Source organism: Pseudomonas sp. GW821-FHT03E01 (genome assembly GCF_059420765.1).
The window spans coordinates 36509-59185 of sequence record NZ_JBWKUI010000005.1; the positions used below are offsets into that span (position 1 = coordinate 36509).

The 22677-nt window shown below is 62.4% G+C and carries 21 protein-coding genes; 16 read left to right on the forward strand and 5 right to left on the reverse strand.

The window, feature by feature from the left end:
- Positions 1 to 134: 134 nt before the first annotated feature.
- A complete protein-coding gene (locus AC07VO_RS09890; protein WP_086945058.1) occupies positions 135 to 641 on the forward strand; it encodes an RNA polymerase sigma factor in 507 nt (168 codons plus the stop codon).
- Positions 638 to 1390, forward strand: a complete 753-nt coding sequence (locus tag AC07VO_RS09895; RefSeq protein WP_064618867.1) for an anti-sigma factor family protein — start codon at positions 638 to 640, stop codon at positions 1388 to 1390. Before AC07VO_RS09890 ends, AC07VO_RS09895 begins: the two co-directional genes overlap by 4 nt.
- Positions 1391 to 1402: 12 nt before the next feature.
- On the opposite strand, the gene AC07VO_RS09900 is transcribed toward AC07VO_RS09895, so the two are convergent.
- A complete protein-coding gene (locus tag AC07VO_RS09900) occupies positions 1403 to 2239 on the reverse strand; it encodes an IclR family transcriptional regulator (protein ID WP_018925445.1) in 837 nt (278 codons plus the stop codon).
- Between the two features lie 243 nt (positions 2240 to 2482).
- Here AC07VO_RS09900 and AC07VO_RS09905 point away from each other — a divergent pair, with 243 nt between their 5' ends.
- The 9 genes from AC07VO_RS09905 to AC07VO_RS09945 all read left to right on the forward strand — a co-directional run bounded on the left by AC07VO_RS09905 (position 2483) and on the right by AC07VO_RS09945 (position 11769).
- Entirely contained in the window at positions 2483 to 3508 is a 1026-nt protein-coding gene (locus AC07VO_RS09905) for an ABC transporter ATP-binding protein (RefSeq protein WP_064618870.1), read from the forward strand.
- Entirely contained in the window at positions 3505 to 4374 is an 870-nt protein-coding gene (locus tag AC07VO_RS09910) for an ABC transporter permease (RefSeq protein ID WP_086945059.1), read from the forward strand. The genes AC07VO_RS09905 and AC07VO_RS09910 overlap by 4 nt, the downstream gene beginning before the upstream one ends.
- Positions 4375 to 4380: 6 nt before the next feature.
- Positions 4381 to 5175, forward strand: coding sequence for an ABC transporter permease (locus AC07VO_RS09915; RefSeq protein WP_019580025.1), 795 nt, complete (start codon positions 4381 to 4383; stop codon positions 5173 to 5175).
- 7 nt (positions 5176 to 5182) lie between these two features.
- Positions 5183 to 5473 carry a (2Fe-2S)-binding protein gene (locus AC07VO_RS09920; protein ID WP_018925441.1) on the forward strand — a complete coding sequence of 97 codons (291 nt, stop codon included), beginning with the start codon at positions 5183 to 5185 and terminating at the stop codon, positions 5471 to 5473.
- The gene (locus tag AC07VO_RS09925; protein ID WP_310393896.1) at positions 5470 to 6825 is read left to right on the forward strand and encodes an FAD/NAD(P)-dependent oxidoreductase; all 1356 of its coding nucleotides are present in this window, start codon (positions 5470 to 5472) and stop codon (positions 6823 to 6825) included. Before AC07VO_RS09920 ends, AC07VO_RS09925 begins: the two co-directional genes overlap by 4 nt.
- Positions 6822 to 7937, forward strand: a complete 1116-nt coding sequence (locus tag AC07VO_RS09930; protein ID WP_086945061.1) for an NAD(P)/FAD-dependent oxidoreductase — start codon at positions 6822 to 6824, stop codon at positions 7935 to 7937. The genes AC07VO_RS09925 and AC07VO_RS09930 overlap by 4 nt, the downstream gene beginning before the upstream one ends.
- Before the next feature lie 18 nt (positions 7938 to 7955).
- A complete protein-coding gene (locus AC07VO_RS09935; protein ID WP_018925438.1) occupies positions 7956 to 9002 on the forward strand; it encodes an ABC transporter substrate-binding protein in 1047 nt (348 codons plus the stop codon).
- A 256-nt stretch (positions 9003 to 9258) separates the two neighbouring features.
- Positions 9259 to 10386, forward strand: a complete 1128-nt coding sequence (gene zapE / locus AC07VO_RS09940) for a cell division protein ZapE (protein ID WP_086945062.1) — start codon at positions 9259 to 9261, stop codon at positions 10384 to 10386.
- A gap of 81 nt (positions 10387 to 10467) precedes the next feature.
- Positions 10468 to 11769 (forward strand): leucine-rich repeat-containing protein kinase family protein, encoded by a 1302-nt coding sequence (locus AC07VO_RS09945; RefSeq protein ID WP_086945063.1) that lies wholly within the window; start codon positions 10468 to 10470, stop codon positions 11767 to 11769.
- Positions 11770 to 11921: 152 nt separating this feature from the next.
- On the opposite strand, the gene AC07VO_RS09950 is transcribed toward AC07VO_RS09945, so the two are convergent.
- Positions 11922 to 12626: a YebC/PmpR family DNA-binding transcriptional regulator gene (locus AC07VO_RS09950; protein WP_007940960.1), complete on the reverse strand. Its 705-nt coding sequence runs from the start codon at positions 12624 to 12626 to the stop codon at positions 11922 to 11924.
- Positions 12627 to 12858: 232 nt separating this feature from the next.
- On the opposite strand from AC07VO_RS09950, the gene AC07VO_RS09955 reads away from it, so the two are divergent.
- Positions 12859 to 14289, forward strand: coding sequence for a type VI secretion system Vgr family protein (locus AC07VO_RS09955; RefSeq protein WP_086945064.1), 1431 nt, complete (start codon positions 12859 to 12861; stop codon positions 14287 to 14289).
- Between the two features lie 102 nt (positions 14290 to 14391).
- On the opposite strand, the gene AC07VO_RS09960 is transcribed toward AC07VO_RS09955, so the two are convergent.
- The gene (locus AC07VO_RS09960) at positions 14392 to 15255 is read right to left on the reverse strand and encodes a LysR substrate-binding domain-containing protein (RefSeq protein ID WP_018925434.1); all 864 of its coding nucleotides are present in this window, start codon (positions 15253 to 15255) and stop codon (positions 14392 to 14394) included.
- Positions 15256 to 15368: 113 nt separating this feature from the next.
- On the opposite strand from AC07VO_RS09960, the gene AC07VO_RS09965 reads away from it, so the two are divergent.
- From AC07VO_RS09965 to AC07VO_RS09975, 3 genes are all read left to right on the forward strand, one after another.
- Positions 15369 to 16478 carry a 2-aminoethylphosphonate--pyruvate transaminase gene (locus AC07VO_RS09965; protein WP_086945065.1) on the forward strand — a complete coding sequence of 370 codons (1110 nt, stop codon included), beginning with the start codon at positions 15369 to 15371 and terminating at the stop codon, positions 16476 to 16478.
- A gap of 119 nt (positions 16479 to 16597) precedes the next feature.
- Positions 16598 to 17425 (forward strand): phosphonoacetaldehyde hydrolase, encoded by an 828-nt coding sequence (phnX, locus tag AC07VO_RS09970; protein WP_086945066.1) that lies wholly within the window; start codon positions 16598 to 16600, stop codon positions 17423 to 17425.
- Positions 17426 to 17617: 192 nt separating this feature from the next.
- Positions 17618 to 18166: a cytochrome b gene (locus AC07VO_RS09975; RefSeq protein ID WP_018925431.1), complete on the forward strand. Its 549-nt coding sequence runs from the start codon at positions 17618 to 17620 to the stop codon at positions 18164 to 18166.
- On the opposite strand, the gene AC07VO_RS09980 is transcribed toward AC07VO_RS09975, so the two are convergent.
- Positions 18163 to 19095 (reverse strand): 1-aminocyclopropane-1-carboxylate deaminase/D-cysteine desulfhydrase, encoded by a 933-nt coding sequence (locus tag AC07VO_RS09980; protein ID WP_495007512.1) that lies wholly within the window; start codon positions 19093 to 19095, stop codon positions 18163 to 18165. The genes AC07VO_RS09975 and AC07VO_RS09980 overlap by 4 nt on opposite strands.
- A 202-nt stretch (positions 19096 to 19297) precedes the next feature.
- The gene (locus tag AC07VO_RS09985) at positions 19298 to 21337 is read right to left on the reverse strand and encodes an oxidoreductase (protein ID WP_086945068.1); all 2040 of its coding nucleotides are present in this window, start codon (positions 21335 to 21337) and stop codon (positions 19298 to 19300) included.
- A gap of 208 nt (positions 21338 to 21545) precedes the next feature.
- Here AC07VO_RS09985 and AC07VO_RS09990 point away from each other — a divergent pair, with 208 nt between their 5' ends.
- Entirely contained in the window at positions 21546 to 22676 is a 1131-nt protein-coding gene (locus tag AC07VO_RS09990) for a carbon-nitrogen hydrolase family protein (RefSeq protein ID WP_086945069.1), read from the forward strand.
- Position 22677: the final 1 nt, after the last annotated feature.

The following is a 22677-nucleotide window of genomic DNA, read 5'->3' on the forward strand; positions in this document are numbered from 1 at the left end:
TACATGGATTACAAACCCCTCAGAAATCTCCTACACAAATAAGTAATAGTTTTCCCCGACGAAGGAATAAACCACGGTAGCCGGCGTCCTTCTTGTCAGTGCCATTCATCACAGCCAGAGAACACGCCTTTTCCATGAACAACATCGACGGACAATTGCGTGAAATCATTCCCAGGCTGCGACGCTTCGCCGTGTCGCTGACGCGCAACCCCAGCAGTGCCGACGATCTGGTGCAGGCAAGCCTGGAACGAGCGCTGTCGAATTGGAGCGCTAAACGTCCGGAGGGCGACCTGCGGGCCTGGCTGTTTTCGATTCTTTATCGGCAGTTTCTCGACGCCCACCGCCGCTCCCGGCGGTATGCGCGGATGCTCGAATTCTTTACCGGGCGCGACGATGCGCAGCCTTCGGTAGAACGCACGGTAATCGCCCAGTCGACCCTGCAAGCCTTCGATCAGCTCAACACCGAACAGCGCGCGCTGCTGCTCTGGGTATCGGTGGAAGGCTTGAGTTACAAGGAGGTCGCCGAGATTCTCGACGTCCCCATCGGCACCGTGATGTCACGCCTGTCCCGCGCGCGTCAGGCCTTGCGCCAGCTCAGCGACGGCGAAATCACCCGCCCTTCCCTGCGGAGACTCAAATGATCAGCCTGCCTCCCAACGAGCGTGACCTGCACGCCTACGTCGATCACCAACTCAGCGATGCCGACCGACATCAAGTGGAAATTTATCTGGCCGGCAACGCCGAAGTGGCCGCACAAGTACGCGCCTGGCAGCAAGACGCCCAACAATTGCGCGCAGCCCTGAGCGGCGCCTTGCAGCAACCGGCCAACCCGCAACTTGACCCGGCGCTGATTCGCCAGCGCCTCAAACGCCAGTCCCGCCGTCATCTGGCCAGTGCCGCGATGTTGTTGATTGCGGTCAGCGTCGGCGGATTGGGCGGTTGGCACGCGCGGGAGATGACTCTGGTCAGCCCCCCACTGCCGATGGCCGATGCGATGCAGGCCTACCGACTGATTGCCCAGCAAGGCATGCTGCCGGCGGATTACCAAGTCAGCGACGATGGCGACATGCAGGGTTGGCTCGACCGCTATTTCAGCCAGGCCCATCGCCTGCCGAACTTGGCGGGAGCAGGCTACAAACCGGTCAGCGGCCGTTTGCTCAGTACCGAACAAGGGCCGGCAGCGATGGTGGTCTACGAAGATCAGGGCGGCCACAAAGTCAGCTTTTACGTCCGTCCGCCGGGACCGAAAAACTTCCTCCTGCCCCGCGGCAGCCGCAGCGACGGCGAACTGCAGGCCGAGTATTGGTCGGATGCCGGGTACAACTACGCGATGGTCAGCCCGAGTGACACACCGGCGGCGCAGATACTCAAGCAGACACTGAAGTTCTGATCCGGGTTGTGGTCACCCCTGCCCAAACACCTGCGAAGGCCTGCGCAACAGCGGGTCGAACGGGTTGATCCGCGGCCCGATCAACGCCGCTTCGCGCTTGAGCATTTCCACCACGGTCGGCAAACGATCCGGCCCCAGGCGATCACTGATCGTGGCTACGCTCAACGCCGCCACCGCCCGGCCGTCGCGATCGAGGATCGGCACGGCCACGCCGGCCATGCCCTGCAACACGCCGGTGTTGCGCCCGGCGTACCCGAGCGCGCGCACATTCTCGACTTCCGAGCGCAGGAACACTTCGTCATACAGGTGAAAATCCTTGAGCCGCGGCAAGTTGTAGTGAATCACCGTGTCGCGTTCCTCTTGCGGCAGGAATGCCAGAATCGCCAGGCTGCCCTGACCCACGCCGAGCGCCACCCGCCCGCCGATGTCACCGGTAAATGTGCGGATCGGAAACGGCCCTTCACTGCGGTCCAGACAGATCGCATCAAAGCCACTGCGCGCCAGCAAAAACAGCGAATCGCCCAGCGATGCCGATAACCGCAGCAATGCCGGCCGCGCCAGTTCTCGCAGGTTGTTGGTATTGCCGGCGCGGGCCGCCAAGGCAAAAAACTCCAGGCTCAGGCGATAGCGTTTGCTGCGGGCGTCCTGTTCGACCATGCCCTCGTCCATCAAGCTGCGCAGCAAGCGGTGGGTAGTCGGTTGCGACAAGCCGATGCGCTGCGCCAGTTGCGTCACGCGTTCGCCGCCCTCGACGGTGTCACCCAGGCTGCGCAGCACCGCAAACAGTCTTGAGACCGCACCGACACCGACTTCATTTTTGTTTTCATTCCGATCAGTGGAATCTGACATTTGATTTCTCATCAATAAATTTACTCACTGAATAAAACTGAAAATAGTCATCGCTTCAGTGAAATAGGTTATTGAGCCCATCCTATTCTTCGTCCTACTCTGCGTCCATACAGGGGCGATTCGAACAACAACGGCAGCCGACACATGTCGAGCGCCAACACCCCCCGCAACATCTTTTCGTATCTGCCCATACAAAAAAGCGCGCCGTTGGCGACGCATAACAATCTCAGGTGGAGCGCAGTCATGGCCTTTGTGCAGCTTGAAAACCTCGGCAAACGATATGGCGAGATCGACGCAGTCGTCGCCACCAACCTGTCGGTGGAAAAAGGCGAGTTCGTCTCACTGCTCGGCCCCTCCGGCTGCGGCAAAACCACCACCCTGCAAATGATCGCCGGCTTCGTCGAAGTCAGCAGCGGACGCATTGTGCTGGACGGTCGCGACATCACCCACGCCAAACCCGCCAGCCGTGGCCTGGGCGTGGTATTCCAGAGTTACGCGCTGTTCCCGCACATGACCGTGCAAGACAACGTCGCCTTCGGCCTGCGCATGCGCAAAGTGCCCAACGGTGAGTTGCAGCAACGGGTGGACCGAGTGCTGAAACTGGTTCGCCTGCACCAGCACGCCGAGCGTTACCCGCGAGAGCTTTCCGGCGGCCAGCGCCAGCGTGTTGCACTGGCCCGGGCGTTGGTGATCGAGCCGCCGGTGTTGCTGCTCGACGAACCGCTGTCCAACCTCGACGCCAATTTGCGCGAAGAGATGCAGTTCGAAATCCGCCGCATCCAGCGTGAAGTCGGGATCACCACGCTGATGGTCACCCACGACCAGTCCGAAGCGCTGTCGATCAGCGATCGGGTGGTGGTGATGCAGGCCGGGCGCATCACCCAGATCGACGCCCCTTACACCCTCTACGAACACCCGCGCACCGAGTTCATTTCCGGGTTCGTCGGCAAAGCCAATCTGCTGCCCGGTGAGCGGGACGGCGCCGGTGTGGTTCAGGTGTGCAACACCGGCAACGGCGAACTGACGCTAAGCCTGCGCCCGGAAAAAATCGATCTGCGGGAAAAAGGCCATGGTCGTCTGCAAGGCAAGATCGCCAGCCGCTTCTTCCTCGGCAGCCAATGGTTGTACGGCGTAACGACAACCCTGGGCGAACTCTGCGTGGTGCGTCGCAACGACGGCTCGGCGCCACTGGCCGAAGGCACGGCGGTCGGCCTCGACTGGGACGCGGCACTGCTGCGGGTGCTGAGTGTCGACGAGGTGTCGGCATGAATACGCTCGCCGCCATCCGTCAGGGACGCCAAGGGTATGTGTTGTCGGCGCCGGCCCTGGCGTTGTACGTCGGCCTGCTGGCGATCCCGCTGCTGCTGACGCTGGTGTTGTCGTTGAACGTCTTCGACTACAGCTCGGGGATCAACAGCGACGCCTACACCTTCGCCCATTACAGCAGCCTGCTGGGCGATCCGTACTTCTACGAGATCTTTCTGCGCACGATGTGGATCAGCGCCCTGACCACCCTGCTCTGCGTACTGATCGGCGTGCCCGAGGCCTACATCCTCAGTCGCATGGGCGCACCGTGGCGTTCGATTTTCCTGATTCTGATCCTCACGCCGCTGCTGATTTCGGTGGTGGTGCGGGCGTTCGGCTGGAGCCTGTTGCTGGGCGCCGACGGGCTGGTCAACCAGACCTTGCAAGCCTTCGGTGGCTCGCCGATGAAGCTGCTCTACACGCCGTTCGCGGTGGTGATCGCGCTGGTCCACGTGATGCTGCCGTTCATGATCATTCCAGTCTGGACCTCGCTGCAAAAACTCGACCCGGCCGCCGAGCAGGCTGCGCTGTCACTGGGCGCCAGCCACTTCACGGTGATACGCAAAGTGGTGTTGCCGCAGGTCATGCCCGGCGTGCTCTCCGGCACCTTGATCGTGTTCGGCCTCGCGGCCAGTTCCTTCGCCATTCCCGGCCTGCTCGGCGGACGCCGGCTGAAGATGGTCGCCACGCTGATCTACGACCAGTACCTGTCGGAGCTGAACTGGCCGATGGGCGCCGCGATTGCCGTGGCCCTGCTGTTGCTCAACCTGCTGATCATGCTGTCGTGGAACCGGATGATCGAAGGCCGCTACAAGAAGTCATTGGGATAATTCGTCATGTCCAGAAACGGTCCTTTCGCCCTGCTGTTCCATGCCCTGGTGGTGCTGTTCATGCTCGCGCCGCTGGTGGTGGTGTGCCTCGTCGCCTTCACCCCGGAAAACACCCTGAGCCTGCCGACCACGGATTTCTCCCTGCGCTGGTTCCGCGCCGTGTTCGAACGTGCGGACTTTGTCGATGCGTTCTACAACAGCCTGATCCTGGCCTTCAGCGCGGCCAGTCTGGCGACGCTGATTGCGGTGCCGGCGGCGCTGGCGATCACCCGCTTCGAGTTCCCCGGACGGGACTTCTTCAACGCCCTGTTCCTGTCGCCGATCATCATTCCACACCTGGTGCTGGGGGTGGCGTTGCTACGCCTGTTCGCGCTGATGGGCGTCAACGGCAGCTTCGCCTGGCTGATCTTCGCCCATGTGCTGGTGATCACACCGTATGTGTTGCGGCTGGTATTGGCGTCGGCCATCGGCCTGGACCGCAGCGCCGAACACGCCGCGCAATCCTTGGGTGCCGGACGCTTCACGCTGTTCCGGCAAATCACCTTGCCGATGATTCTGCCGGGGGTCGCCGGTGGCTGGCTGCTGGCGTTCATCAACAGTTTTGACGAGGTCACGTTGTCGATCTTCGTCACCTCGCCGGCCACGCAAACCTTGCCGGTGCGCATGTACGTGTACGCCACCGAATCCATCGATCCGATGATGGCGGCGGTGTCGGCCCTGGTGATCGCGCTGACCGCGCTGACGATGATTCTGCTCGATCGGGTCTACGGCCTGGATCGGGTTCTGGTGGGTAAACAATGAGGGCGCCATGGCTCTGCTGAAACGACTGGCCGAAGGCGACCGCCCGGCCCTGGACTTTACCCTCGACGGCGTGCCTGCCAGTGGCTTGCTCGGCGACACCCTGCTGACCGCCGTGCTGACCTGCAGCGAACACCTGCGCGGCAGCGACTTCAGCGCCGAACCCCGCGCCGGCTTTTGCCTGATGGGAGCCTGCCAGGACTGCTGGGTACGCCTGGGCGATGGCCGCCGGGTGCGGGCCTGCTCGACGCAGCTTGAAGCCGGCCAGCAGGTCAGCCGCGAACCGGGGCGCTCGGTATGAACGCGGTGGTGATCATCGGCGCCGGCCCCGCCGGGATTCGTGCGGCGCAGACGCTGGTGGCGCATGGCGTGCGCCCGGTTCTGCTGGACGAAGCCGCACGCGGTGGCGGGCAGATTTATCGGCGGCAGCCGATGAACTTCAAGCGCTCGCCCGTCAAGTTGTATGGCTTCGAAGCCCCCAAGGCCAACGCGCTGCATCAAACCATCGACGCACTGCGCAAACAACTCGATTACCGCCCCGACACGCTGGTATGGAACGCCGAGGCCAACGCGCTCGACACCTTGCACGAGGGCCGCGCCATACGCGTGGCGTTCTCCCGGGTGATTGTCGCCACGGGTGCCACCGACCGGATTCTGCCGGTGCCGGGCTGGACGTTGCCGGGGGTGTACAGCCTCGGCGCGGCGCAGATCGCCTTGAAGTTTCAGGGCTGTGCCATTGGTGAACGCGTGGTGTTCGCCGGCAGCGGACCGTTGCTGTACCTGGTGGCGTATCAATACGCCAAGGCCGGTGCCAACGTGGTCGCGGTGCTCGACAGTTCGCCGTTCAGCGCTCAGGCCCGCGCCCTGCCCGGTCTGTTGTCGCAACCGGCTACCCTCGCCAAAGGCCTCTATTACCGCACCTGGCTGACCGCCCACGGCATCCCGGTGCATCAGGGCGCCAGCCTGTCAGGCATCGATGGCCAACAGCGTGTGCAATCGCTGAACTGGCGCAACGCAAAAGGCCAACATCGAATCGACTGCGACGCCGTCGCCTTCGCCCATGGCCTGCGCAGCGAAACCCAACTCGCCGATCTGCTGGGCTGCGAATTCACCTGGAACCCGCTCAACCGCGCCTGGCTGCCACAGCGCGACAGTGCCGGGCGCAGCAGTGTCGCCGAGGTGTACCTGGCGGGTGACGGCGCCGGCATCATGGGCGCCGACGCGGCGGAAATGGCCGGCGAACGGGCAGCCCTGGCGCTGCTCGAAGACAGCGGTTACCTGCTCTCGCCGCAACGTGCCACCCAGCTGGAACAGTCGCTGAAAGAAATCGGCAGATTCCGCCAGGGTCTTGAGCGTGCCTTTGCCTTCCCCGAAAGCTGGGCCACCGACGCTGCGGATGACCTGATGATCTGTCGCTGCGAAGAAGTACGCGCCGGCGACATCCGCCAGGTGGTGCGCGAAGGTCATTGGGAGATCAACCGGGTCAAGGCCCACTGCCGGGTCGGCATGGGTCGCTGTCAGGGCCGGATGTGCGGGGCCGCCGCCGCGGAAATCATTGCCTGCGAAAGTCAGCGTTCAGTAGCCGACATCGGTCGGTTGCGGGCTCAGGCACCGATCAAACCCTTGCCGTTCGGTCTGGAGGTCGAGCCATGATCGAAGTCGAGGCGGTCATCATTGGCGGTGGCATTGTCGGGGCCTCCGCCGCCCTGTTTCTGAGCAAGGCTGGCCGACGCGTAGCGCTGCTGGAACGAGATTTTTGCGGTTCGCATTCCAGCGGTGTGAACTATGGCGGCGTGCGTCGTCAGGGTCGGCCGCTGTCGCAATTGCCGTTGTCGCAACGAGCTCATGAGATCTGGGGGCAGCTGCCACAACTGATCGGCATCGACGGTGAGTACCAGCGCAGCGGTCACCTGAAACTCGCCCGCAGCCTCAACGATCTGCATGCCTTGCAGGATTACGCCGCCAGCAGCCAGGGGTTCGGCCTTGATTTGCAGCTGTTTGATCGCGATGAGTTGCGCGCACGTTTTCCGTGGGTCGGAGACGTCGCGGTCGGTGCTTCGCTGTGCCCGGACGATGGCCACGCCAACCCGCGCCTGGTGTCTCCGGCGTTTGCCCAAGCGGCACGTCGGCATGGCGCGCAGGTGCATGAGCAATGCGCAGTCACGGCGGTGGAACACAATGGTCAGCGCTTTCGCGTCAGCACTCAATCCGGCCTCGAACTGCGCGCCCCCTGGCTGCTGAACTGCGCCGGCGCCTGGGCCGGCAACCTTGCCGCGCAATTCGGTGAAGCGGTGCCGATGCACGCCGGGCACCCGGCGATGCTGGTCACCGAGCCGTTGCCGCTGGTGATGAATGCCAGCACCGGCGTCGAAGGCGGCGGCATCTATGCCCGTCAGGTCGCGCGGGGCAATTGTGTGTTGGGCGGCGGCCAGGGCTTTGCCCTTGATGGTGCCCGCGTCCGACCTGGCCAGAGCGCGGTGATCGAGATCCTGCGTCAGGCCGTCGAGCTCTACCCGTTTCTTGAAGGCGCCCAGGCGATTCGTACCTGGAGCGGCACCGAAGGTTATCTGCCCGATCGTCAACCGGTGATCGGTCACAGCAGCATGCAACCCGGTCTGTTGCACGCATTCGGCTTTGCCGGCGCGGGCTTTCAGATCGGGCCTGCGGTGGGCCAGGCGCTCACCGAGATCATCTGTAGCGGCGCGTCAAAGACGCCGCTGGATGCGTTTTCCATCACCCGGTTTCACTCCATCTCCGTAGCTTGATAGAGGAAGGTCGCGCCAATGAATAACCTCAAACGCACTGCACTGCTCGGTTTGTCCTGCATGAGCGCCCTGCTCACGGTCACTCAGGCCCACGCCGAACCGACGCTTTACCTGGGCATGAACGGCGGGACCATGGAGCGGCTCTACGCCGACAAGGTGCTGCCGGCTTTCGAGAAAGCCAACAACGTCAAAGTGGTGATCGTGCCGGGGACATCGGCTGATATTCTGGCCAAGGTCCAGGCCAGCAAAGGCAACCCGCAATTGCATGTAATGTTCCTCGACGACGGCATCATGTACCGCGCCATCGCCATGGGCTTGTGCGACAAACTCGAAGACAGCCCGACCCTGGCGCAGATTCCGCCCAAGGGCCGCATCAAGGACCAAGCGGTGGCGGTCAGCCTCGGCGTTACCGGGTTGGCGTACAACACGCGGCTGTTCAAGGAAAAGGGCTGGAACGCGCCGACCTCCTGGATGGACATGGCCGATCCGCGCTTCAAGGACAAACTGGTGTTCCAGTCGATGGCCTCCTCGACCTTCGGCCTGCACGGTTTCCTGATGTTCAACCGGATTCAGGGCGGCAGCGAAACCAACGTCGAACCGGGGTTCAAGGCCTGGCCGAACACCGTCGGGCGCAACGTGCTGGAGTACATTCCGAGCTCGGCGAAAATCTCCGAAATGCTCCAGACCGATGAAGCGGCGCTGTTCCCGCTGACCCCGACCCAGGTCACCGCGCTGAAACTCAAGGGCATGCCGGTGGAATATGCGCAGCCGAAGGAAGGCTCGGTGGTGCTCAACGTGGCCGAATGCGCCATCGCCAACAACACCCAGCCGGAACTGGCGCAGAAACTCGCGGCCTTCTTGCTGACGCCTGCCGCACAGGCTGCGGCGCTTGAAGACGGCGATCAGATTCCGTCGAACCCGAATACGCCAACCACCGACAAGACTCGCGGTCAGGTCGAGGCAATGAAACACTATCTGGAAACGGCGATTGCCATCGATTGGGATCAGGTCAACGAACAGCGTCCGACGTGGAATGACCGATGGAATCGCAGTATCGAGCGCTAACCTCGAAGATCAGGTGAGAGGGCTTTTGTGGCACGGGAGCTTGCCTGTGGCGAGGGAGCTTGCTCCCGTTGAACTGCGCAGCAGTTCCTTTTTTGGGGCCGCTTCGCAGCCCAACGGGAGCAAGCTCCCTCGCCACAAAAGCCTTCTCGACACAAAAGCTTGGTCGGCAGCAGTGGAAGGGAAATTACCCACTTGGTTAAACTACGCCGCTGCGGCTCAGGGGGAGCCGGCCTGAAGATTACGGGGTGACATCACATTGGCCGTACGACCGCCCAACCGTCCGCAACTCACACCACGCTGGTCCGCGCTACGCCGTTTTTTCGGCAAGGCATTCGCGGCGCCATCCAGTGGCAGTGCGCAAGGCCGGGTGATCCACGACTACTTCCGCCACAAGGCCCGTGTTCAGGGCTACACCCTCAGCCACAGCCAGTTGCGCGTGATCGACTGCATGGCGCAGCACGCGTCGGCGCTGCCGGGGTCATCGACGCCACTCCCCGGACTTTACCTCCATGGTGCGGTCGGGCGCGGCAAGAGCTGGCTGCTCGACGGTTTTTTCCAGGCCATCCCCGTCACGGCAAAACAGCGCCTGCACTTCCATGAGTTTTTTGCGCAGTTGCACCAGGGCATGTTCAGCCATCGCGATCAGCCCGATGCGCTGGCAACCACCCTCGACGAACTGCTGCAAGACTGCCGGGTGCTGTGTTTCGATGAATTCCACGTGCATGACATCGGCGATGCGATGCTCATCACGCGGTTGTTCAAGGCGCTGTTTCGCCGGGGGATTCTGCTGCTGGTGACCTCAAACTACCCGCCGGAAGGTTTACTGCCCAACCCGCTTTACCATGCCCGTTTCAAACCGGTGATCGACCTGATCAACACGCGCATGCAGGTGATGGAAGTCGGCGGCCCCCATGATTACCGCAGTCAGGCGCGACCCCGTGCGCAGCAGCTGTTTACCCAGGGCCAGTACGTCTGGCCGGCCACGGTGAGCCAGCGTCAGGCGCTGCACCTGCTCGAACACGACGCACCGCCCATTCGGCTGCCCGTCGGGACACGACACCTTCAAGCCCGATACTGCGAAGGGCGAACCATTGGCTTCACCTTCGCCGACTTGTGCGAACACCCCACCGCCGTCATGGACTACCTGGAACTGTGCCGGCGCTTCGACCGCTGGATCATCGACAAACTGCCCAGCCTCGCCGGCTGTTCAATCGCCGCCCAGCAACGCTTCATCAACCTGATCGACGTGTTGTACGACCAGGACAAACACCTGATTCTGCTCGGCCACCAGTCATTGCGCGAATGCCTGGATGGCGATGCCATCGACCTGGCGCGCACGCGCAGCCGGCTGGGGCAGTTACTGGAAGTCAGGGAACTCGCCTGACAGCCACCAGCACTTTCCCGCTATCATGTCGCCCATTTCCAGGCCCCAGCGCCTTCCTTCAGATCAATAGCGAACCTGCCTATGCACACCCTCGCACAACTGCGCGCCGGCCAACTGTCGGGTATCACCCGCCTGGACCTGGTCTGTGGCCTGACCGAATTCCCCCGGGAAATCTTCGACCTGGCGGACTCGCTGGAAGTGCTCAACCTCAGCGGCAACGCCTTGCGCAGCCTGCCGGACGATCTGCACCGCCTGACCCGTTTGCGCGTGCTGTTCTGCTCGGACAATCAGTTCACCGAACTGCCCGCCTGCCTCGGCCAGTGTACGGCGCTGACAATGATCGGTTTCAAGGCCAACGCCATCGAACACGTGCCGGCCGCCGCCCTGCCGCCGCTGTTGCGCTGGCTGATCCTGACCGACAACCGCATCACGGATCTGCCAACCGAACTGGGCGAGCGCCCGTACCTGCAAAAACTCATGCTCGCCGGTAACCGCTTACAGCGTTTGCCCGAGAGCCTGAGCCACTGTCATCGACTTGAACTGATCCGCATTGCCGCCAATCAGCTCACCGAGCTTCCCGAATGGCTGCTGACCCTGCCGGGCCTGACCTGGCTGGCGTACGCCGGTAACCCATTGGAAACCGAAGCCGATGCGGCCGCACTTGAAGCCACGACGAGCATTCCCTGGTCCGAGCTGAGCCTGGAGCAGAAACTCGGCGAAGGCGCGTCGGGGGTCATTCATCAGGCGCTGTGGGAGCAGACAAAACAGGTCGCGGTAAAACTCTACAAAGGCGAGATGACCAGCGACGGCTCGCCGTTGCACGAAATGAACGCCTGCATCACCGCCGGCATCCACCCTAACCTGATCCGGGTCGAAGGGCGGATCGTCGGGCACCCACAGGCGCAAGCCGGGCTGGTGATGCAACTGATCGATCCGAGCTACCGCAACCTGGCCAGCCTGCCGAGCCTGGCGTCCTGCTCCCGCGACATCTATGCCGACGACACCCGGTTCAGCGCCGGCGTGGCAATGCGCATCGCCAGTGGCATCGCCTCGGTGGCCGAACACCTGCACCGTCAAGGCATCACCCACGGCGACCTCTATGGCCACAACATTCTGTGGAACGAGCATGGCGATTGTCTGTTGGGGGATTTTGGTGCGGCATCTTTCCATGCCACCTCGGACAGCCTTGAAAGCCGCGCGCTGCAACGGATCGAGGTACGGGCGTTCGGGATTTTGCTGGGAGAATTGCTGGAGCGGATCGACTCAGGGTTGAGCGCTGAACAGCGGGTCGCGTTAGAGGATTTACAGCAGCGCTGCTGTCAGCCGGATGTGTTGGCGCGGCCGGGGTTCAGTGAGGTGGTGCGGGAGTTGAATGGATCCTGACCCGCAAAGATAGAACTGTGGCGAGGGGGCTTGCCCCCGTTCGGTTGCGCAGCAGCCGTCGCTTTTGGGGTCGCTTCGCAACCCAACGGGGGCAAGCCCCCTCGCCACAAGCAAGCCCTCGCCACAGGTTAAATCACAACGGTCAGAACCGCTTAACCCGCCAACCCGACAAACATGTCCTGCACGTCATCGTGGTTATCGAGGCCTTCGAGGAACGCTTCGACTTCTGCCATCTGCTCGTCGCTCAAGCCGCTCACCGGGTTCTTCGGCTGATAACCCAACTTGGCCGACAACACGGTGAAGCCTTGCTCCGGCAGCGCTTTCTGTACCGCATCCAGGTCCGCAGGGTCGGTCAGGAACAGCGTCGCGCCGTCTTCGCCCGGCTCGAAATCCTGGGCGCCGGCTTCGATCGCGGCCATTTCCGGATCGGCGTCAGGGCTGTCCGGGGATGCCTCGATCATGCCGACGTGGTTGAAGTCCCAGGCCACCGAACCGGAAGCGCCCAACTGGCCCTTGCGGAACGCCACGCGGATTTCAGCGACGGTGCGGTTGATGTTGTCAGTCACGCATTCAACGATCAGTGGCACCTGATGCGGTGCGAACCCTTCATACGTCACGCGATGGTATTGCACGGTTTCGCCGAGCTGGCCGGAGCCTTTCTTGATCGCGCGTTCCAGGGTTTCGCGAGGCATCGAGGCTTTTTTCGCCTGTTCGACCACCAGACGCAGGTGTGCGTTGGTGGCGGTATCGGCACCGTTGCGCGCAGCAATGGTGATTTCCTTCACCAGTTTGCCGAAGATCTTGCCCTTGGCGTTGGCTGCCGCTTCTTTGTGTTTAACCTTCCACTGTGCGCCCATTACTCACTCTCTTGATCTGTGGCGCCGAGACATCTATTGGCCGACGCGTAGCGCAAGTTTATACGGCCTAAAGATGCCAATCGACCAAAAAATTCCAACATCTTCAGCCCACGACGGGTCGACATCTTCACCAGCGTTTGTAGGGCGATTCTGAAAAGTCGATTTGCGGTGACGCTTCAGGGCTATGGTTTCGTACCCTCTGCGCCCGTTCTCCAAGGCAGAAGCGCGCTCGATGCACAACGACAAGGAAAGCCCCTACACCCTGACACTCCTCGACAGCGGTCTGAGTTTGCAGGTGTTGCAGTTCAATGGCCGCGAGGGCCTCAACCAGCCCTATCGATTCGACATCGAGGTGATCGGCCTCGCGCCGGCGATGAACCTGGATCGGTTGCTGCAACAGCCGGCGTTCCTGAGGCTGTCGGCTGATCAGGGCATTCACGGCGTGATCCACAGCGTCAGCCGCGAACATCGCGGCCCGTATCGGGTCGGCTACTCACTGGTGCTGGCGCCCCATCTGCAACGACTTCAGTTGCACAGCTCGCGTCGGGTTTTTCATCGTCTCAGCGTGCCGGCGATCATGCGTCAGTTGCTGGAAAAGCATCAGCTGCCCGAGCACAGCTATCGCTTCGACCTGACCTGCGGCCACTACCCGCTGCGGCCCTTTTGCATTCAGTACGATGAGAGCGATCTGGCCTTCATGCAGCGGCTGTGTGAAGAAGAAGGCATCCACTTCCACTTCGAACATCAGCACGACGGGCACGTGCTGGTCCTGGCCGATGACAGCCTGAGTTTCCCGCAGGAACCGCTGCTGATGCCGTTCCATGCCGACGTGTTCAACGACCCGCTCTTGCCGGCGATCAGCGAACTGTTCCAGCGCCATGACCCGGACCCCGCCCCGGCACAATGGGATGCCAGAAACCGCGGCGCGCACGTGATCGGCGACGGCGCGGCCAACCACCCGCTCACCGGAACGGGCCCGGTTACGGCAAGACCTGCGCCCGAACAGCTTCATCGCGAACAGCTGGGCCGCCGCTCGCTGGAACGCCTGCGTTGCCAGCACCGGCAGATCCACGGCCAAAGCACCCTGAACGAGCTGCGCAGCGGACGAATCGTACAAGTGGCGCAGCACCCGCTCTCGAGCTTCAACGATCAGTGGCTGCTCACCAACATCCAGCACCAGGGGCAGCAGCCGTCGATTCTCGCCGAGGACAAGCCCGACCATGACATTGCCGGGCGCTACAGCAATCGTTTCACCGCCATTCCCTGGTCAACGGTGTTCAGGCCGGCGCTCAAACAGGTCAGGCCGAGCATCCCGGGCTACCAGACCGCCCGGGTGCTGGGCCCCGTCGGGCAGCCGGCAGCGCTCGACGAGCAAGGCCGAATACAGGTCTGCTTGTGGCCGAAACCGGGGTTCGAGGCGGATGAGTCCGTTGGGCTCTGGCTACCGATCGCCCTCGCAGCACCGGACGGTAGGATCGATCCGTCCAGGCTGCCCTTGGCCGGCACCGAAGTGTTGGTCAGTTTTCTCGACAGCGACCCGGACCGACCGGTGTTGTGTGCCGGCATGAGCCACCTCCAGCCTTCCCGGCCCGCTCCCGAACCACGCCGCGATGCGCATCTGCTGCTCGGCTGGCTGATCAACCGCTCGGATCCCATGCCGTGATTTTACCGGGCCGCTCCCACAGGAATTTATGCTGGCCGCCAACCTTGTGTACGACGCAAAACCTGTGGGAGCGTGGCTTGCCCGCGATAGCCACGCCGCGGTCTACCCGACGGGCGCCAACCCAAAAAACGCCTGTATCAAGCGCAAATCCCGCCGCCGTTCCATACAACCGATCATGTGCCGATTGACCAGCCCCTCGCCAATGATCGGCACCGCCGCCACCCGTGGGTCGTGGCTGACTTCCACCGACGACACCACGCCCACGCCCAACTCGGCGGCCACTGCCTCGGTCACGGCCTCGCGACTGTCCAGTTCCAGCAACACCCGTGGATTGACCCCGGCCTGAACGCACGCCTCGTCGAACGTGCGCCGGGTAATCGAACTCGGCTCGCGCAGCACCATGATCACCTGATCCAACGCCTTGAGCGGCAGCCCTTGCGACTGCTGCGCCCACGGATGGCCCGCGGGCACCAACGCGCAAATCCTCGACTCGCTCAACCCTTGCAGATGCAACCCTTTGCGCGGCTCCACTTCGGTCAGCACCGCCACGTCGGCATGCTCCGACAGCAACGCCGCGAGGGTTTCCTGGGCATTGCCCAACCGCAGGTTCACGGTGATCCCCGGATAACGCGCACGCAGGCTGGCGAGCATCGGCATGACCATGTGCGGGCCATCCGCCGCCACTTCCAGGCGCCCGGTGAGTAGCTGCCGGTTGGCCTCCAGCATCGCCTGCGCTTCTTCGGCCAGGCCGAACATTGCCCGGGTGATCGCCGCGAGCCTGGTGCCCTCTTCCGTCAACTCGACCCGCCGCGCGGTGCGGCGCAGCAAGGTGATCTGGTAGTGCTCCTCCAGCGCCTTGATGTGCCCGGTGACCGCTGGTTGGCTGATAAACAGGCGCTCGGCGGCGCGGGTGAAGCTGCCCTCTCGGGCCACGGCATCGAAGGCACGCAGCTGGAACAGATTCATGAATAACTCTCACTGATGGCTGGCATAACAACAAACAATTTGATTGATAGCACGCCGAATTGCAATTTATGCCCCGTAGTTTCATCCCACCGAGCTTTTGCAAGGACACAAGAATGCGTACTGCCGAGCCCATCCTGCTCACCCCCGGCCCATTGACCACATCGCAACGTACCCGTCAGGCGATGATGGTCGACTGGGGTTCATGGGATGACCGCTTCAACCAATTGACCGCCAGCCTGTGCGAGAAATTGCTGGTGATCATCAACGCCGGCGACAGCCACCACTGCGTGCCCCTGCAAGGCAGCGGCACGTTCGCGGTCGAAGCGGCGATCGGCACGCTGGTGCCCCGGGACGGCAAAGTCCTGGTGCTGATCAACGGCGCCTACGGCAAACGCCTGGCGAAGATCTGCGAAGTGCTCGGCCGTTCGTTCAACACCTTCGAAACCGCCGAAGACGAGCCGACCACCGCCGTCGACGTCGACCGCTTGCTGCGGGCCGACGCCAGCATCACCCACGTCGCCTTGATTCACTGCGAAACCAGCACCGGCATCCTCAACCCACTGGCAGAAATCGCCCACGTCATCGAGCAGCACGGCAAACGCCTGATCATCGACGCCATGAGCTCGTTTGGCGCCCTGCCGATCGATGCGCAACAGGTGCCTTTCGACGCCCTGATCGCCGCCTCGGGTAAATGCCTGGAGGGCGTGCCGGGGATGGGCTTCGTTTTCGCTCGCAAAGAAGCGCTAGCGAACGCCGCCGGCAACTCGCACTCGCTGGCGATGGACTTGTTCGATCAGCACACCTACATGGCCAAGACCGGTCAATGGCGTTTCACCCCGCCGACCCACGTGGTCGCGGCGCTGCACGAAGCCTTGCTGCAATACCACGAAGAAGGTGGCTTGCCCGCCCGGCATCAGCGCTACGCCAACAACTGCCAGGTGCTGCTCGATGACATGGCCAAACTCGGCCTGCGCAGCTTCCTGCCCGCGGCGATCCAGGCGCCGATCATCGTTACCTTCCATGCGCCGAAAGACCCGCGCTATCAGTTCAAGGAATTCTACGAACGGGTCAAGTCCAAGGGTTTCATCCTCTACCCCGGCAAACTGACCCAGGTCGAAACCTTCCGGGTCGGCTGCATCGGCCACGTCAACCAGGCCGAAATGCACGCAGCGGTGGCGGCCGTGGCCGAGGTGCTGCGCGAGATGGAAGTCATCGAAATCTAAACCACCACTGTTCCCTGTAGGAGCGAGGCTTGCCCGCGAATGCAGACGACACCGGTGCGTCAGTTAAACCCTGTAATCGTTCTTCGCGGGCAAGCCTCGCTCCTACAGAGATCAGAGACATGAACTATGTAAACCCAACCAAACTGCAAGCCGCCATCCTCGACTGGGCCGGCACCGTGGTCGACTTCGGCTCCATCGCCCCGACGCAGATTTTCGTCGAAGCCTTCGCCGAGTTCGACGTCCAGGTTTCCATCGAAGAAGCCCGTGGGCCGATGGGCATGGGCAAGTGGGACCACATCCGCACCCTGTGCGATCAGCCATCAGTTGCCGAGCGTTATCGCCAGGTGTTCGGCCGCACGCCGACCGACGATGACGTCACCGCCATCTACCATCGCTTTATGCCGCTGCAGATCAAAAAAATCGCCGAACACTCGGCACTGATTCCGGGCGCCCTGGACACCATCGCCAACCTGCGTCAGCAAGGAATCAAGATCGGCTCGTGCTCCGGCTACCCGAAACAAGTCATGGACAAAGTGGTGGAACTGGCCGCCACCAACGGCTATGTCGCCGATCACGTGGTCGCCACCGACGAAGTGCCCAACGGCCGCCCATGGCCCGCTCAGGCCCTGGCCAATGTGATTGCGCTGGGCATCGACGACGTCGCGGCCTGCCTGAAGATCGACGACACGGTGCCGGGCATTCTCGAAGGTCGCCGTGCCGGCATGTGGACCGTGGCGTTGATCTGCTCCGGTAACGCGCTGGGTCTGGACTACGAAGGTTATCGCGCGCTAAGCAGCGACCAACTGGCCAGCGAACGCAAGCGCATTCATGCCCTGTTCGAAGGCTCGCGACCGCACTACATGATCGACACCATCACCGATTTGCCCGAGGTGATCGCCGACATCAACAAGCGCCTGGCCAACGGCGAGATGCCGCAAGCCAACTGATCGCACCCCTCGCCTCATAATACAAGCGCCAGTTCCTTGGATGGAACTGACGCTTTTTTGTGGTCGATCACTTGATTTAGAGCATTGAGCGGCCCATTTGCCTCGGGCAAATCCTGCGAAACAGGATTACAGTTAGTGCACGCCGTCGAACAAGAACGGTGACTTCAGACCAGAATTGTGAGGAAACACCGTATGCCCTGGAAGAATTCCGAATCACGCTACAGCACCGTATCGATCGCGCTGCACTGGTTGATGCTGGTTCTGTTAATACTGGTCTACGCCTGTATCGAATTTCGCGGGATCTTTCCCAAAGGCAGTGGCGGCCGAACGCTGATCAAGGAAGCGCACTTCATGCTCGGCCTGACCGTGTTCGTGCTGGTCTGGTTGCGGCTGTTCGCCCGCAGCCTGGGGCCGGCACCGCAGATATTCCCCGCCTCCCCTCGCTGGCAAACCGTGGTTGCCAGGCTGATGCATTGGGCACTGTATATTTTCATGATCACCGTGCCGGTTCTGGGTTGGCTGACTACCAGCGCCGAGGGGCATCGGGTGATGTTCTATGGCGTCGACTTGCCATTGCTGATCGAAGAAAACAAACCGCTGGCCAAGCAGTTCCAAGGCTGGCATGAGCTCGGCGCCACCATCGGTTATTGGCTGATCGGGTTGCACGCGGTGGCCGGGATTTACCACCACTATGTGGTGCGCGATAACACCTTGCTGCGGATGATGCCCAAACGCGGTTAATCGCGACCGCTTTGCTCGAAACCCCGGCGGCCCTGCAGGCCGCCGGTGTGGATGAAGATCAGGCGCGTGCCTTGGGGAAATTTACCAGCTTCGACTTGTTGCTTGAGAGCCATGAGCGCTTTGCCGGTGTACAGCGGCTCGAAAAGAATGCCGCTGGCCTGTTCGGTCTGCTCGATGAATGCAAGCAGCTGCGGATCGACTTTGGCAAAACCGCCACGGCTGGCGTCCAGTAGTTCATACAAGGGATCGACCCAACCGGCTTCCCGCCCGATCATCTCGACCTGCTGCGCCACGCCATGATCATCGGGCACCGCCAGCGCGCCATACACCGGGTGTTCACCCGCCTCGGCCAGCACCAGACCGGCCAGGGTCGTGCCCGTTCCGCAGGCCAGCCACCAGCCGTCGTAATGGCTCCAGCCCAGACTACTCAGTTGCTCGCGGGCCTGCGCCACCAGCTGCATGCAGCCCTTCGCCCCACGCAAGCCACCACCACCTTCCGGCACCGGTTGCAGCTCGGGATACTGCGCCCGCCACGGCTGCCAGAAACCCGGCTCATGCCGCGCTCGATAACCGCCATAACCCAGCCAGTGCAACTGCATGCCGAACGCCTGCAAGTCCTTTACTGTCGGGGTGTCTTGCGGATGCCCGCGCAGCAAACCGACCGTGGTGAACCCGAAGCGCTTGCCTGCGGCGGCCAATGCGTGGAGATGGTTGGAGTGAGCACCGCCCAGGCTGATGATGCCTTGGGCGCCGTTCTGGTCGGCGGCTTTCAGGTGTTCGATGAGTTTGAACCACTTGTTGCCGCTGATCAGCGGGTCGATCTGGTCCAAACGCAGGATGGCGACGTCGATGCCGGCGGTGGTGAGCCAGTCGAGGTGAAGGGGTTCGAGAGGGGCTTGGGGGAGCCAGTCTGTTGGAGGGGAAAGCATTGATGCGTTACGTTCTGACGAAAAACAGGAGTCTATCAGCCAGCACGATCCCTGTAGCAGCTGCCGAAGGCTGCGTTCGGCTGCGAAGCAGTCGTCAATCCTGACACCTCGGTTTATCTGGAATACCGCGATGGCTGATTTTGCGACTGCTGCGCAGCCGAACGCAGGCTGCGCCAGCTGCTACAAGGGATAGCTGCGAACGTTAGAGTTCAGCCGCCAACCGCGACCCCTGGTTGATCGCACGCTTGGCATCCAGCTCCGCCGCCACGTCCGCGCCGCCGATCAAGTGCACGTTCTGCCCGGCCGCAACCAGACCGTCGTGCAACTCGCGCAATGGATCCTGCCCGGCGCAGATCACGATGTTGTCCACCGGCAGCACCTGCGGTTCGCCGCTTTCGCCGATGCGGATGTGCAGGCCTTCGTCGTCGATCTTCAGGTACTCGACGCTGTTGAGCATTTGCACCTTTTTGTTCTTCAGACCGGTGCGGTGAATCCAGCCGGTGGTCTTGCCCAGGCCATCACCGACCTTGGAGGTCTTGCGTTGCAGCAGGAATACTTCGCGGGCCGGCGCATGCGGCGCAGCCTTGATGCCCGCGACACCGCCACGCGCTTCAAGGTGCGTATCGATACCCCACTCCTTCCAGAACGCGTCGCGGTCCTGACTGGTGGCCACGCCTTCGTGCACGAGGAATTCCGACACGTCGAAACCGATACCGCCAGCGCCGATTACCGCGACGCGTTTGCCCACCGGTTTACGCTCGAGGATCACGTCCAGATAGCTCAGCACCTTGGCGTGCTCGACACCCGGAATCGCCGGCACCCGCGGCGCGATGCCGGTAGCGAGGATGATTTCGTCGTAACCGCCCTCGACCAGCTGCGCCACGTCCACACGGGTGTTCAGGCACAGCTCGACGTTGCTGGTCTGCAACTTGCGGTTGAAGTAGCGCAGGGTTTCGAAGAACTCTTCCTTGCCCGGCACGCGCTTGGCGATGTTGAACTGGCCGCCGATTTCGCTGGCCGAATCGAACAGCGTCACCTGATGACCGCGCTCGGCCGCCACGGTGGCGGCGGACAGCCCCGCGGGACCGGCGCCAACCACGGCGATTTTCTTGATCTGCTGCACCGGCAGGTAATTGAGTTCGGTTTCATGGCAGGCCCGCGGGTTCACCAGGCAACTGGTCAACTTGCCGCCGAACGTGTGATCCAGGCAAGCCTGGTTGCAACCGATGCAGGTATTGATTTCATCGCCACGGCCGGCCGCCGCCTTGTTGACGAAGTCCGGGTCGGCGAGGAACGGTCGCGCCATCGACACCATGTCGGCATCGCCTTCGGCCAGGATCTGCTCGGCGACTTCCGGGGTGTTGATGCGGTTAGTGGTGATCAGCGGAATACTCACCGAACCACGCAGTTTCGCCGTGACCTTGCTGAACGCTGCACGCGGCACTTTGGTGGCAATGGTCGGAATCCGCGCTTCGTGCCAGCCGATGCCGGTGTTGATGATGGTCGCGCCCGCCTGCTCGATGGCCTTGGCTAACTGCACGATTTCTTCCCAGGTGCTACCGCCTTCCACCAGGTCGAGCATCGACAGGCGGAAGATAATGATGAAGTTCGGGCCGACCGCTTCGCGCACCCGACGGACGATTTCCACCGGCAGGCGCATGCGGTTTTCGTAGACACCTCCCCAGCGGTCAGTGCGATGGTTGGTGTGGGCCGCGAGGAACTGGTTAATGAAATAACCTTCGGAACCCATGATCTCGACGCCGTCGTACTCGGCTTTTTGCGCCAGGGTCGAGCAGGTAACGAAATCGCTGATCTGCTTCTCGATGCCTTCCTCGTCCAGCTCTTTAGGCTTGAACGGGTTGATCGGCGCCTGGATCGCGCTCGGCGCCACCTGTTTCGGGCTGTAGGCATAACGCCCGGCATGCAGGATCTGCATGCAGATCTTGCCGCCCGCCTCGTGCACCGCGCGGGTGACGATCCGGTGTTTGAGCGCTTCTTCATCGGAGGTCAGCTTGGCCGCGCCCGAGTAAACCCCACCCTCATCGTTCGGGCCGATACCGCCAGTGACCATCAGGCCTACGCCGCCACGGGCACGTTCGGCAAAGTACGCGGCCATGCGCTCGAAACCGCCGGGTTTTTCCTCGAGGCCCGTGTGCATCGAACCCATCAGGGTACGGTTGCGCAACGTGGTAAAACCCAGGTCCAGCGGGGCCAACAGGTGCGGGTAATGAGCGGCGGCCATCGGTAACTCCACAACGAGCGATCACGGAAAATTTGCAGGAGCTCTTCGGCCCCCGTCAGTCATGTTCGACAGACTAAGAGTCGCACCGCTGTCACTCAATGACCGTAACTGACAACTTATTGATCCAAATGCGCAGCGCCCCTTGGCAAGCGCTGGCATGGGCCCTACCCTAGTCGCGAACCCTGCACACGGCCGCTGACTGTTTTCCATGCGCAAACTTCTGTACCTGACCCTCTCCATGGCGTTGATCGCCGTTCTGACGACCTACGCGATGTGGGCCGCGGACCGTCCGGTGGGTCATTACCTGTCGGACCTGCGCATCAATCTCGCGGTCGATCAGGGCACACCCGCCGATCGTGGCAATCTGCTGGGCATCCAGCCCGAGCTGTTCCCCACCGACTATCAAAGCCCTGAACGCCTGCACCGCAAGCTCGCGGCCTATTTGCAGAAGGCCCAGGACCAGGGCCTGCTGAATGAAAAAACCATCGTCGTACTGCCTGAACATGTCGGCACCTGGCTGATGGTCAGCGGCGAGAAAGACGAGCTGTACCAGGCCACCACCCTCAAGGAAGCCATGAACTGGTTGGCGGTGAGCAACCCGCTGCAGTTCATCCGCGCCCTGATCAGCGCCGAAGGCAGCAACCGTCTCGACGACGCGCACTTGCGGATGAAAGCCAAACGCATGGCCAAGGATTACCAGGCGCTGTTCGGTGGCCTGGCGAAAGAATTCCACGTGACCCTGGTGGCCGGTTCCATCGTGCTGCCCGAGCCGAGCGTCAGCGACGGCACCCTGCACATCGGCCACGGTGCGCTGTACAACAGCAGCGTGGTGTTCAGTCGCGACGGTCTGCCAATCGGCCAGCCCCAGCGACAAGTGCACCCGACGTTCGCTGGACGTGGCACGCTCCAAGGCAACTCCGATCATCCGGTCAACGTCGTCGACACCCCGGCCGGACGCCTCGGCGTGCTGATCGGCAGCGACAGCTGGTACCCCGACAACTACCGCAAACTTGACGCCCAAGGCGCGCAACTGGTGGCGGTCCCGGCGTTCGTCGTCGGGCGTGGGTCCTGGGATCAACCATGGCGCGGCTATAGAGGCCTGCCCGCGCCGGGCTCTGTCAGCCTCAAGGCCGGCGAACTCAGCGAAGGTCAGGCCTGGCAGCGGCTGACGCTGACCGCCCAACCACCGGCCAGCCAGAGCATCGCCGGCATGAGTGTGTTCCTGCGCGGTCAGTTCTGGGACAAGAGCAGCGCCGGTCAAAGCTTCCTCAGCAGCAACGGGCAGCATTTCGCCGACAGCGATGCCCGCGGCGCGCAATTGCTGAACCTCTGGTTGTAAG